11 protein-coding genes are annotated in these 12,635 nt (G+C 61.6%); 6 read left to right on the plus strand and 5 right to left on the minus strand.

What is annotated here, in order from left to right; translation table 11 throughout:
• Window positions 1–38: 38 nt before the first annotated feature.
• The 4 genes from QCM77_RS04610 (at window position 39) to QCM77_RS04625 (ending at window position 6,333) form a co-directional block, all read left to right on the plus strand.
• Window positions 39–1,736 carry a GMC family oxidoreductase gene (locus tag QCM77_RS04610; protein WP_279684801.1) on the plus strand — a complete coding sequence of 566 codons (1,698 nt, stop codon included), beginning with the start codon at window positions 39–41 and terminating at the stop codon, window positions 1,734–1,736.
• Between the two features lie 253 nt (window positions 1,737–1,989).
• Window positions 1,990–3,504, plus strand: coding sequence for an ATPase domain-containing protein (locus QCM77_RS04615; protein ID WP_279684803.1), 1,515 nt, complete (start codon window positions 1,990–1,992; stop codon window positions 3,502–3,504).
• Window positions 3,501–5,210 carry a response regulator gene (locus QCM77_RS04620; RefSeq protein ID WP_279684805.1) on the plus strand — a complete coding sequence of 570 codons (1,710 nt, stop codon included), beginning with the start codon at window positions 3,501–3,503 and terminating at the stop codon, window positions 5,208–5,210. Before QCM77_RS04615 ends, QCM77_RS04620 begins: the two co-directional genes overlap by 4 nt.
• A gap of 541 nt (window positions 5,211–5,751) precedes the next feature.
• Window positions 5,752–6,333 (plus strand): hypothetical protein, encoded by a 582-nt coding sequence (locus QCM77_RS04625; RefSeq protein WP_279665600.1) that lies wholly within the window; start codon window positions 5,752–5,754, stop codon window positions 6,331–6,333.
• 247 nt (window positions 6,334–6,580) lie between these two features.
• Here the strand turns inward: QCM77_RS04625 and QCM77_RS04630 are convergent, their stop codons facing one another.
• From QCM77_RS04630 to QCM77_RS04650, 5 genes are all read right to left on the minus strand, one after another.
• Window positions 6,581–7,348 carry an amino acid ABC transporter ATP-binding protein gene (locus tag QCM77_RS04630; protein ID WP_279684806.1) on the minus strand — a complete coding sequence of 256 codons (768 nt, stop codon included), beginning with the start codon at window positions 7,346–7,348 and terminating at the stop codon, window positions 6,581–6,583.
• A 40-nt stretch (window positions 7,349–7,388) separates the two neighbouring features.
• The gene (locus QCM77_RS04635) at window positions 7,389–8,081 is read right to left on the minus strand and encodes an amino acid ABC transporter permease (RefSeq protein WP_279665598.1); all 693 of its coding nucleotides are present in this window, start codon (window positions 8,079–8,081) and stop codon (window positions 7,389–7,391) included.
• Window positions 8,078–8,914 carry an amino acid ABC transporter permease gene (locus tag QCM77_RS04640; protein ID WP_279665597.1) on the minus strand — a complete coding sequence of 279 codons (837 nt, stop codon included), beginning with the start codon at window positions 8,912–8,914 and terminating at the stop codon, window positions 8,078–8,080. Before QCM77_RS04640 ends, QCM77_RS04635 begins: the two co-directional genes overlap by 4 nt.
• Before the next feature lie 62 nt (window positions 8,915–8,976).
• Window positions 8,977–9,873 (minus strand): amino acid ABC transporter substrate-binding protein, encoded by an 897-nt coding sequence (locus QCM77_RS04645; RefSeq protein WP_279665596.1) that lies wholly within the window; start codon window positions 9,871–9,873, stop codon window positions 8,977–8,979.
• A 28-nt stretch (window positions 9,874–9,901) separates the two neighbouring features.
• A complete protein-coding gene (locus QCM77_RS04650) occupies window positions 9,902–11,062 on the minus strand; it encodes an aminotransferase class V-fold PLP-dependent enzyme (RefSeq protein ID WP_279665595.1) in 1,161 nt (386 codons plus the stop codon).
• A 236-nt stretch (window positions 11,063–11,298) separates the two neighbouring features.
• Here QCM77_RS04650 and QCM77_RS04655 point away from each other — a divergent pair, with 236 nt between their 5' ends.
• Both QCM77_RS04655 and QCM77_RS04660 read left to right on the plus strand, forming a co-directional pair.
• Window positions 11,299–12,093 (plus strand): IclR family transcriptional regulator, encoded by a 795-nt coding sequence (locus QCM77_RS04655; RefSeq protein ID WP_279665594.1) that lies wholly within the window; start codon window positions 11,299–11,301, stop codon window positions 12,091–12,093.
• Window positions 12,074–12,574, plus strand: a complete 501-nt coding sequence (locus tag QCM77_RS04660; RefSeq protein WP_279665592.1) for a hypothetical protein — start codon at window positions 12,074–12,076, stop codon at window positions 12,572–12,574. The genes QCM77_RS04655 and QCM77_RS04660 overlap by 20 nt, the downstream gene beginning before the upstream one ends.
• Window positions 12,575–12,635: the final 61 nt, after the last annotated feature.

The following is a 12,635-nucleotide window of genomic DNA, read 5'->3' on the forward strand; positions in this document are numbered from 1 at the left end:
CTACGCTCCCCGGACAAGAACAAGAGGAAGCGCCAATCGTGTACGACTTCATTATCGTGGGCGGCGGCTCGGCGGGGTCCGTGCTGGCCCACCGGCTCTCTGCCAAGAGTGCCAACAAGGTCCTGCTGTGCGAGGCCGGACAGGACACACCGCCCGGCGACGAGCCGGCCGAGATCAGGGACAGCTATCCGGGCACGGCCTATTTCGATCCGCGCTTCCACTGGACCGAGCTCAAGGTCACCACCCAGATCGTCAGCCACAACAATCCGAACGAAGCACGTCCGCCCTTACGCAAATACGAGCAGGCGCGCGTGCTCGGCGGCGGCTCCTCGATCAATGGCCAGATGGCCAACCGCGGCGCGCCGACCGATTACGACGAATGGGAAGCGCGCGGCGCTGCGGGGTGGAGCTGGAACGACGTGCTGCCCTTCTTCAGGAAGGTCGAGCGCGACCTCGATTTCGATGGACCGTTTCACGGCAAGGATGGCAGGATCCCGGTCCGCCGAATCCCCAGGGAGCACTGGACGCGGCATTCGGAGGCGTTCGCGCAAGCTTTCCAGCAGGCCGGCCATCAATTCTTGGCCGACCAGAATGGCGAGTTCGTCGACGGGTTTTTCCCGGTGACGCATTCCAATCAGGCCGAACAACGCGTCTCGGCTGCCATGGGCTATCTCGATCGCGACACGCGCAAGCGCGCCAACCTCACGATCTCCACCAACACGCAAGTCAGAGAGCTGCTGTTCGAGGGCACGCGGTGCGTCGGCGTGAAGGCTGTGGTCGACGGACGGGAGCAGGAATTCCGCGCCCGCGAAATCATCCTCTCCAGCGGCGCCATCCATTCGCCGGCGCATCTGTTGCGCGCCGGCATCGGCCCGGTCGGTCACCTCAAGGATATGGGCATTCCCATGCTGATGGGGTTGCAAGGCGTTGGCCAGCGCCTGATGGATCATCCTTCGATTTCGCTGTCGTCCTTTGTCCGCCGCGGCGCGCGCATGAACGAGCACACCCGGCGACACATGCAGCTTGGCCTGCGTTATTCGTCCGGGCTCGATGGCGTACCGAAAGGCGACATGTTCGTCGTCCTGCTCAGCAAATCGGCCTGGCACGCCGTCGGCGAGCAGATCGGATCGCTGCTGACGTTCGTCAACAAGACCTATTCCGAGACCGGACAGGTCAAGCTTGCCTCGCGCGACCCGGCCGCCGAGCCGATCGTCGAGTTCAACCTGTTGTCCGACCGGCGCGACCTCGATCGCCTGATGAGCGGTTTCCGCAAGATGGCGGCCGTGCAGATGAGCGACGCGGTCAGGGCCGTGACGGACAAGCCGTTCCCGGCCTCCTATACCGACCGCGTGCGCAAGATCGGCGTGGTCAACACCAGGAACAGGATTCTCACCAAGATCGCCGCGGCCCTGATGGACGGGCCGGCCGCGCTGCGCCACTACATGATCGACAATTTCGTGGTCGAGGGCTTCACCTTCGACGACGTCATCAACGACGACGAGGCGCTGGAAGCCTTCGTGCGCAAGGCGACCATCGGGGTGTGGCACGCCTCCTGCTCATGCCGCATGGGCCGGGCCGACGATCCCATGGCGGTGGTCGATCCACAGGGCCGCGTCAAGGGCGTGCAGGGCCTGCGCGTCGTCGACGCCTCGATCTTCCCGGTGGTGCCCTGCGCCAACACCAACTTTCCGGTCCTGATGTCGGCGGAGAAGATCGCGGCTGCGATGATGCAATGAGCCGCTGCGCTTTTTGCGCTGTCTGCCGGGGCTGGGGCATGTCGATCAGGGCCCTCGAAGCTGAAATGATGCAGAGCCCAGAACTGTTCCGCAGGGGACAGTCCGGGGCATGAGCCCGATTTGGAACCGGGAACCAGCCTTGGGCGTTCTTTGCCCAGATCGCTTTTCGACTGGGACCGGGTCGCTAAACCTGCGCGAGCTGGGTTGGGCTGGACCACGCCCTAGTTTTGCGATGGAACTTCAAGGGGGTTCAATGATCGATTTATCGAGCGGGGCCCAAACCGGGGACCCCGGGGATCTGCCCAGAATTTCCACCGGCAGCGAGGGCCTCGACGACATCCTCCATGGCGGGCTCGATCCCAATCGCATGTATCTCTATGAGGGGCGGCCCGGCTCGGGCAAGACCACCATGGCGCTTCAATTCCTCCTTGAAGGCGCCCGTGGCGGTGAACGCGTGCTCTATATCTCGTTGTCGGAAACCAAGCGTGAGCTGACGCTGGTTGCGCAGCGCCACGGCTGGTCGCTTCAAGGCGTCGACATCTTCGAGCTGGTCCCGCCGGAGACGACGCTCGATCCGGACCGCGAACTCACCGTCTTCCATCCCGCCGAAATGGAACTGAGCGAAACGACCGGCCTGATATTCAAGGAAGTCGAACGGATCAATCCCGCGCGCGTGGTGCTGGACAGCCTGTCCGAGCTGCGCCTCCTTGCGCAGAACCCGCTGCGGTATCGGCGTCAGGTTCTGGCCCTGAAGCACTTTTTCACCAACCGCAATTGCACGGTCATTCTCCTCGACGATCTCTCGTCCTCCCAGGACGACCTGCAACTGCATTCGATCGCGCATGGCGTCGTGATGCTCGAACAGCTCGCCATCGATTATGGAGCAGAGCGCCGGCGCCTCCGCGTAATCAAGATGCGCGGCATTCGGTTTCGCGGCGGCTTCCACGATTTTACGATCGAAACAGGGGGAGTGCGGATATTCCCCCGTCTGGTGGCGGCGGAACATCACGCCTCGTTTGTCGGTGAGGTTACGCCCAGCGGCAATGCGCAGCTCGACCTCCTCCTGGGAGGAGGGCTCGAGCGCGGCACCAGTGCGCTTCTTTTGGGCGCCGCGGGTGTCGGAAAGTCGTCTCTCGCGCTGAACTATGCGATTGCGGCGGCAGAACGTGGTGAGCATGCCGTGTTCTTTGCCTTCGATGAAGGTCGCGGTACCGTGGAAACCCGGGCTCGAACGCTCGGGCTGCCGCTTGAACGGTATCTGCAATCGGGACACATCCGATTTCAACAGATCGATCCCGCCGAGCTGTCCCCCGGGGAATTCGCCGCCAATGTACGCAAGAGCGTCGAAAAGGATAACGCTCGAATTGTCATCATCGACAGTCTGAACGGCTACCTCAACGCGATGCCGGATGAGCGATTTCTCATCCTCCAGATGCATGAGCTTCTGAGTTATCTCGGGCAAAAAGGCGTGCTGACCGTCCTGATCCTCGCCCAACATGGGCTGGTCGGTCCGATGGAAACGGCTCTCGATATCAGCTATTTGAGCGATGCTGTGCTCATGCTGCGCTATTTCGAGGTCGCCGGAACGGTGCGGCGTGCCCTCTCGGTCGTGAAGAAACGCAGCGGCAATCATGAAAATTCCATCCGCGAGTTTCGTCTTGGCCCTGTCGGCATCACGCTAGGGCCTCCGTTGAGCGAGTTCAGCGGCATCTTCTCCGGAAATCCGCGTTATACGGGCACGGAGATGCCAGAAGGGCCGGCGGAATGAGCGCCGCCCGCGATCATTGCGTTCTCGTGTTTGCTCCGATCGGCCGCGATGGACCGGCATCGGTCGAGCTTCTCCGCAATTCGAATCTCGTCGCGATCAATTGTCGAGGTCTCCCTGAACTGGTCAGCGAGATGTCGGCGGGCGTGGGCGCGGTCCTTCTTGCCGAGGAGGGGTTGTTCGGGAAGGATACCCAGCCGCTGGCACATTGGATCGAGAGGCAGCCGCCCTGGTCTGACCTGCCCTTTGTCATTCTTACCAGCCATCGTGAGCAGCCGGCGGTGGTTGCCTGGCGCCGCAGCATCGTCGAGACACTCCGCAACGTTTCGCTGCTTGAACGCCCGGTTCAGCCGATCACTCTGACGAGCGCAATTCAATCCGCAATGCGCGCCCGGCGGCGGCAATATGAGATTCGGACCTTGTTGCAGGCGCGCGAGCGGACGGCTCAGCAGCTCGAGAAGCTCGTGGTCGAGCGCACCCGCGCGCTCGAGGAGGCCAACAAGCATCTGCGGGCCGAAATGGAAGAGCGCGCCCGCGTCGAAGAGACCCTTCGTCAGGCCCAGAAGATCGAAGCCATCGGGCAGTTGACCGGCGGCGTAGCTCACGACTTCAATAACCTGCTGATGGTGATCTCCGGCGGCCTGGATATGCTTGACCGGCAGACCGATCCTGTCCGGCGGCGCCGCCTGTTGGAAGGAATGGTCCAGGCGGCGCAGCGCGGTGCCAGCCTGACCAGGCAGCTCCTGGCTTTTTCGCGGCGGCAGAAGCTCCGGCCCGAGGCAGTCGACATCGCAGCGCAGATCGGCGGCATGCGCGAATTGCTCGATCGGAGCTTGCGAGGCGACGTTCACGTCGAGTTTGATTTTCCGGATGGTCTTTGGCCGGTGGAGGTCGATCCGGGAGAGCTCGAACTGGTCGTCCTCAATCTGGCAGTCAACGCCCGCGATGCGATGCCGAACGGCGGCACGATCGTTGTCCGTGGCGAGAACCTGGCCGGCCTGAATGAGGGCGAGATCGCGGGCGATTACGTTCGTCTGTCCGTGGTCGATACCGGCGTTGGAATGGGCCCCGAGACCCTGGCGCGGGTCTTCGAACCATTCTTCACGACCAAGGACGTCGGGAAGGGTTCTGGGCTGGGTCTTGCCCAGGTCCACGGATTTGCGACTCAGTCACGCGGGATGGTCCGAATAAGATCGACGGTCGGCGAGGGAACCAGCATCGAGCTCTATTTGCCGCGATCCAGGAATATTCCTTCTGGTGAACGCCATTTCTTCGATCTGAACAGGGCGCGGCCCAAGAAGGCCAACCATGGCCAGATCCTCCTCGTCGAAGACGACGACGAGGTCGCCGCGCTGGTGAGCGAGATGCTGGCGCAGCTCGGTTACGAGGTCACGCGCGCCGCCAGCGCTGCGGCGGCTCTCGGTGCCTTGGCGGACGGCCGCCCCGTCGATCTCGTGTTTTCCGATATCATGATGCCGGGCGGCATGAACGGCGTCGAGCTCGCGCGCGAGATCAAGAGACGGCGAAGCGACATCCCGGTCCTGCTGACGAGCGGATACCCCGAAGCCGCAGTGCAAGACGCCGAAATGGCGGGTGTCCAGATCCTGCCGAAACCCTACCACATCGAGGAGCTCGCCGCAGCGCTCGGCGCCGCAAAGTCGGATTTTGCGATAACCACAGGATCGGGTTTGGCGAAGACTCGGGGCTAACCATTCGCGCGACAACCACTGCCTGGGGTTTATGGCTTCTGGGGCGCCCTGCGCGATTGCGCGCTCGGCCGGGTCGACGCCGGTCGTGCAGCGGCGCGTGCAACGATGCGAGGAACGATTCCCGCTGCCCCGCATTCAACGCGCATGAGGAAGCTGTATTTCGGGATCGGCGCTCTCGCCGGCGCGTTGGTTCTCCTCACGATTTGGATCGGCCAGCACGAGCGGCAGGCGTCAATAGATCGTCTCGAGCAATGGGAGATTCCGCGCGCGCCTAACCGCTAGCGCGCAGTCGCGGCATTTACTCGCTGCCGCGGTTCGCAGCGACATGGCAGCAGCGAATGCACACGCGGTCGCGTCTCAGTTGCGACAATACGCATTCGTTCTCCGCGAGTTAATCATTCCCGCCACTACGTGTGGGCTATGGTGATTGCAGAAATCGGCCCGCAAATGCAGCCACTTTCAGCCGCTCTTTAAGCCCATTTCAGCCAAAAGTTATTGGTTTCTCATTGCCGGGGCAGGGACTTCAATTTGGAGCCCTGCAATGTTCAAGCCAGTTCTTTCTGCGTGTCTCTTCGTTGCCTTTAGCTCTGTCGCTTCCGAAGCACGGCCCTATCGCATTCATCAAGCACCTGAATGCAACGTCACGATGCCCTGCGACTTCTCGTATTCGCAAACGCGCCGCGAGCGGACTTCCAGGTTCTCACTCACTTCCAGATCCTCACTAACTTCAAAGTCCTCACTACAAGCCTATCGCGCGACGCAACTGACAGTGACCGACGCAGGTGGCGCCGCGACGGCGAGCATCTCCGGCGCTCGCATCGTCGGTGGTCGTCCGGCAGGTTGCCCGTCCTCCTTCTGCGGCTGCGGCGCGGCCTTGCGCGTGTTCGGCCGTATCGTGCCGGAATTGAATCTTGCGGCCAACTGGCTGCGCTTCCCGCGGACATCACCCGCACCGGGCATGGTCGCAGCGCGACGCGGACATGTGTTCGTCCTCGAGCAGCACCTGGGAGGAGATACCTGGATGGCGTACGACGCCAACTCGGGCGGACGCGCGACGCGAATGCATGTGCGTTCATTGCGTGGCTATACGATCGTCAACCCGCGCGGCGGCTCGGTCGCTTGAGAGACCAGCCGGCATAATTGCCGATGCATGAACATCCGCAAGGCGCCTGTTGACGGGTACGGCAGGTCCGCCTTGCGGATTTTCGATCTGCGCGGGGCAATCCAAAGCCTCGCCGCGGAGAAAGCAATGACGAGATTTCGACCCTTAGTTCGTTTTCGAGCGACGTGGATACCGGTTCGCGTGAAGAAAACGCGACGAAACAAGAATCTAGGGATTCGGTTCTGATTCAATCAGAACCGATAATGTTCTAGTGAATGATCTGGTTCAAAAAACCCTTCGCCCGTTCCGTGCGAGGAGCCCGGAAGAATGTTTCCGGATCAGCTTCCTCAATGATGCTCCCCCGATCCATGAAGACGACCCGGTCGGCGACCTCGCGGGCGAAGCCCATCTCGTGCGTCACGCACACCATCGTCATTCCCTCTTTCGCCAGCTCGACCATGGTTTCCAGTACCTCCTTGACCATCTCGGGGTCGAGAGCCGATGTCGGTTCGTCGAACAGCATGATCTTGGGCTGCATGCACAGCGCTCGCGCGATGGCGACGCGTTGCTGCTGACCACCCGACAATTGCGCGGGATACTTGTCTGCCTGATCCTGAATGCGGACCTTCCGCAGCAGGCCGAGTGCGCGATCGCGCGCCTCAGACTGCGAAATTCCGCGAACCTTGATCGGAGCCAGCATGCAGTTTTCGGCGACGGTGAGGTGCGGAAAAAGGTTGAAGCTCTGAAACACCATCCCGACTTCACAGCGTACGCTGTTGATGTCGGCGATGCGGTTGGTCAGCTCGACACCATCGACGATGATCCTGCCTCCGTCGTGCTTCTCGATATGGTTGATGCACCGGATGAGCGTTGACTTGCCGGAGCCTGATGGTCCGCAGAGCACGATCTTCTCGCCCTTGTCGACCTTGAGGGTGACGTCGTTCAGCGCGGTGAATGCGCCGAACCGCTTCATTACGTTCTCGACGACCACGATCTCGGCGGGCCGTGTGGCATTGCTGACAGTCGCTTGAGGCATGTTCGTCTCCCAAATGCGAGGCCGTCCGGTACCCCGATGGTCAGCGGGCCGCGGCAACAGCATATCGCTTGCGAAGGGTGGCGACGCACTGGGACGCCGCAGAGCTGATGACGAGATAGACTACTGCTATGACGAGGTACATTTCGACGAGGCGGCCGTTGAGCTGCGCGAGCTTGGAGGCGGCACCGAGAAGATCCGTCAACGACAGGACATAGACGAGAGAGGTGTCCTGAAACAGGATGATCGTTTGGCTCAGGATGATCGGACTGGCCACGCGCAGGACCTGCGGGAGGACAATATGGCGGTAGGTGTCGTAGGTGGACAGCGCGAGGGCCTGGCAGGCCTCGAACTGGCCCTTGTTCACGGCCCGCAGTCCAACTCGGATGATCTCGGAATAGTAGGCTGCCTCAAACAAGCCGAAGGTGATGAAGGCCGTATAGGTCGCGCCGATCGGGATCGGGCGGCCGTTGCCGCCGAGGTGCCCAAGCACGATCGGCACCAGGAAGAAAAACCAGAACAGAACGAGGATCAGCGGGATCGACCGGATGATCGCAACGTAGCCGCGGATGATCTGGGCAAACACAGGAATCTCGAAGTGCTGCACGAGCGCAAGGCAGGTTCCGAAGAGCATGCCGACGGCGAAGGCGGCCGCCGTGAGCGAAAGCGAGAAGAGGAGGCCCGACCAGAGATAGGGCGAGGATTGCGCGACGATGGAGAAATCGAGGGTATTCATTTCACCACCTCCATGGCGCCAGGCAGAGCGCCGCCTTGCTGCACGTCGGCGGCCAAGTCTTGGGCGGCCAGGTCTTGGGCGGCCAAGTCTTGGACGGCCAGGTCTTGTCCAGCAAGCTTTACCGGAGCGCTCCCCGGAATGCGGACGGCCTTGTCGATGAACGTCATGGCTTGATAGGCAACCAGCGCCAGACAAAGATAGATGATCGTCGCCGCGCCAAATGCTGAGAAGGTCTGGAAGGTGGCTTCGCTGATCTGGCGCGCCTGAGCGGTCAACTCCATCAAGCCGATCGTGAGCGCGACGGACGTGTTCTTGTAGATGCCCATCACCTCGCTGGTGAGGCTCGGCACGATGAGGCGCAAGGCCTGCGGCACGATGACATATCGATAGGTGAGGTAGCCGCTGAGGCCTAAGGCGTTGGCCGCCTCGACCTGTCCCTTCGGGAGCGCCTCGATGCCCGCGCGGACCTGCTCGGCTATGCGAGAGGCCGTGTAGAGTCCGAGACAGAGGAGTGCCGGGAAGAACGATGCCCAAGGCGGCGGGATCTGCTTGATTGCATCTCCGAGCGCGCTCGGCACCACCTCCGGGACAACAAAATACCAGAGGAACATCTGCACCAGCACAGGGATGTTTCGGAATATCTCGACATAGAGCCGGGCCAGGAGCGCGAAGAAGCGATTCTGGACCGTGCGGCCGACGCCGACGACGACTCCGATGCCAAAGGCTATCCACCAGCCGAAGAAAGCCAGGGCCAGGGTCCAGCCGAGACCCGACAGGAGCCAGTCGATATAGCGCTGGCCATCCGCGGCCTGTTCAAAAAGCACTCCGAACATCGCGAGCCCTCAGGTTACAGGTGCAAACGAGGATCACCTTGCGAGACGATCAGCTCCATCAATTAGTCGACGGCATCGCTGGGATGCGCGATCCGCTCCATCAACTCGTCGGTGGGCGGAAATGCGAGGTTCTCACCCTTGGGCGGGATCGGCCTGGTGAACCATTTCGCGTAGGTCTTCTCGAATTGGCCTGATGCCATTTGCTTGGAGAGAACGTCATCGACGAGCGCCTTGAAGCCGGCATCACCCTTCGTGAACATCAGCCCATAGTAGATCTTCGCGTAGCCCTCGGGAAGGAACAAGAGCGCGTCCGGATTCGGCGCCGCAGCCTTGAGCCCGGCAAGGAGGATATCGTCCTCCATGAAGGCGGCGGCTCGGCCGGTGTTCAGCATGAGGAAGGATTCCGCATGGTCCTTGGCCTGGACGATGCTGAGGCCGAGCTGCTCCTTGGCGTTGACGCTCTGTGCGAAACCGACTGCGTTGGAGCCCTGCGTGACGACAACCGTCTTGCCTTTCAGGTCGCCGGCGGTCTTGACGCCACTGGCGGCCTTGACCAGCCATCGCGGCTGGCTGACGAACGTTGCGACCGAAAACGAGACCTGTTCCTGCCGCTTCTTGTCGTTCGCGGTGCCGCCGCATTCGATGTCGACGGTCCCGCTCTGGATCAGCGGTATCCGGTTCGAGGAGTTCACCGGGGTGAAGCTGACCTTGAGATTGGGCAACTTCAGCTCCTCCTTGACGCGATCGACGATCGCCGCGCAGAGATCGAGCGAGAAACCGACGGGCTTCTGGTCGGGCCCGAGGTACGAGAACGGTATCGAGGCCTCACGGTGGCCGATCGTAATCGAACCGCTGGATTTGATCTTGTCCAGCGTCGGGCTATCCGCCGCCGCGGAGGGGCTTGCGTTGATAGCTAAGAGCGCCGGGAGAAGTCCCAATACCTGAACGAGCTTCTTCATGGTTTTGCCTTCCCATCCTTTGTCAAATTCAAGCTGCGACCGAGGGGCGTCCGAGCCCTCGCCGGCGGATGACGTCGATCAGGCGATCGATATCCGTCGCGGTGTTGAACATGCCGAGCGAGACGCGGATGCCGTCACGTTCGGGCGAAACGCGCACGCCGTTCTCCTCGAAATGCCCGAGCCAGTCCGCTGCGGGCAGGGCGATGACGTAGATATGCGGGGCGCGGTGCTTTCGATCGCGCGGGCCAACCAGGCGGACGCCGAGCTCGTCCAGGCGCGCGATCAGGTGATCGCCGAGGTCGAAGCAGTGGTTCTGGATGTTCTGCACCCCGATCTGCTCGATCATGTCGAGGGAAGCACCCAGAGCATGGACCGCGGGCAGATTGAAGTTGCCAAGTTCGAAGCGCCTGGCGGCCGGAGAGGGTGCCATTTTGTCGGGACGCGCGATGAGGTCGCTGGGAACATCGGCGAGGCTCGCAGCCGCCATATAGGCCGGTTCCAGCTCTCCAAGGGATTTGTCCCAATAGAGAAGCCCGAGCCCTTGCGGAACGAGCAATCCCTTGTGGCTGCCGGAGCCGATGAAGCTGGCGCCGATCGCCTTCGCGTCAACAGGTACGACGCCGATCGCCTGCATCACGTCGACGACGAAGTAGAGCTTCTTCCTGGCGCACATCGCGCCGACGCTTTCGATGTCGAAGCAGTGACCGGCATGGAAGGTCACATGCGACATCGAGATCGCACGCGTCTTGTTGTCAATGAAGGGAGCAAAGCTGTCGGCATCGACGATATCCGTCATCGGAACGAAGCGGATTTCGACGCCCTTCCGTTGCAGATTGAGGAACGCGTAGGCGTTGTTCGGATGATCGCCGTGGATCATCAGGACATTGTCACCGGCCTGGAGCGGCAGTGCGTTTGCCGCGATGTTCATGCTTTCCGACGTGTTTTTCGTGAAGGCGATCTCATCCGCTGTCACGCCGAGAAAGCGAGCGACCTTGACGCGGGTCTGCTCCACCCGATCGAGCCAGACGCTCTTCGGGCCAGCCGTCTCGAAGCTCTCGCGAAGGAAGAGCTCGATGGCGGCCTTCACCGGACTCGCGAGTGGGGTTTGAAACCCGGAGTCCAGATAGACCATCCGTTCGACGGCGGGGAATTCCTTCCTCACAGCGTCCACGTCGTAGTGGCGAGACATGCACATCTCCAGTTGGGCGCCGACGGGACTTGGCTCTCGGCCAAGAGGCGGAGCGAGATTTTCGGAGCGGGCGAGACTGCGTTGCACAATTTCTAGTCATTCACCGGCAGCGCTGAGAGTATGAGCTTTCCTGCCTGCGACAAACAAAATTGTCGTATTTCAATATGTTTTTTTCCGAAAAATGATATAAATTGGCGTTGGTCTTGATTTTGCTGCTGATTTTGGCCGGGTGAGAAATGACGAAGCGAATTGAGAAGGAGGGTCCTTTGGATCGTGCTCTTGCGATCGTTCGGCACGTTGCCGACCAGCGCAAAGCCGTCTCAGCGGCAGAGATCGCAAAGGCTCTTTCGCTGCCTCTTCCGACGGCACACAGGTTGATCGGAAATCTCGAGGACCGTGGACTGCTTCAGAAGGCGTTGGGGACCAAGCGCTACGTTGTGGGAAACCAGCTCGTCACCCTGTCCGCCACTGTCATCGGCGCGGCGTTTCGTACCGCGCGACGGCACGCGGTGCTTCGGGCGGTCGTTGGCGAAATCGGCGAACAGTGCGAGATCGGCATCGTACGCGATAATTTCGTCGCCTATGTCGACAGTGTCCGCGTTTCGGAGCCGCAAGGTCTTCAGTTCAATCCGGGAGAAGCGGCGCCGTTACACTGCACGTCCACGGGGAAGATCTACATGAGCAGATTGCCCGAGCGGACCCGGGCGCAGCTGTGCCGCGCACTCCCCCTGACCAAATTCACGGAAACGACGATCGTCGATGTCCACGCGCTGATGAAGGTTCTCGATGATACGCGGCAAAGGGGCTGGGCCAAGACGAACGAAGAGTACGTGAAGGGGGTGGTGGGATGTGCCGTCCCCATTCTGTCGCCGGATCGAGAACTGATTGCTTGCCTGGGGGTCTCCGTGCCGGTGGCGCGCGTCAGCTTCGTCGAGTTGGACCGGTTCATAGCGCCGCTTCAAAAAGCTGCCGCTCTGCTGTCAGAGACCATTCTGCAAGTTGAAGACGACGATGGCGCTGATGCTCAATGATGGCATGGTGCCGGCGGTTATTGCGAGCTGCCGCCCGTCGGGCAAAACACCCTGTCAATCCCTCCCTGCAAAAATATTCCTATTTACCGAATTTCGGATATGGCGCATATTCCGTGCATCCCGCCCGCTACAAGGGCGTTTCGCGATCGTCACGAGACGCGGGTCGGGAGGCGGTGGCCGCGACTGCGTCGGCGCGCTGGGCAAGCTGCAGGGCGGGTTTTCCCGTGAGCAGCTGCACACGCGGTACGACACGGCGCTGACAGTCTCCTCGTTCGGTCTCGATGGCGAGCGCACGCCAGCCATCGGGGACAGGGGCGGGGAGGTGCGCGGACGGCAAAATCGTGTGGTCCTGACGCCCGGGGTCTGTGCGTCAAGTTTTGTGGTGATGCTGCTGCCCAACCGGGTCAGCACATCAGCCATCCGCAAGGCGACGGGGGCAATAGTGCATCGCTCCCCGGGGAGAGCGCGTCATAAGCCGTAAAACCATTCGTGCAGGGAAGGCCGGTTGCTCGGCGTCACCTGTTGTCCACCCCGTGCGCGTC

It is taken from the genome of Bradyrhizobium nivariense, from assembly GCF_029846695.2.
GTDB lineage: Bacteria > Pseudomonadota > Alphaproteobacteria > Rhizobiales > Xanthobacteraceae > Bradyrhizobium.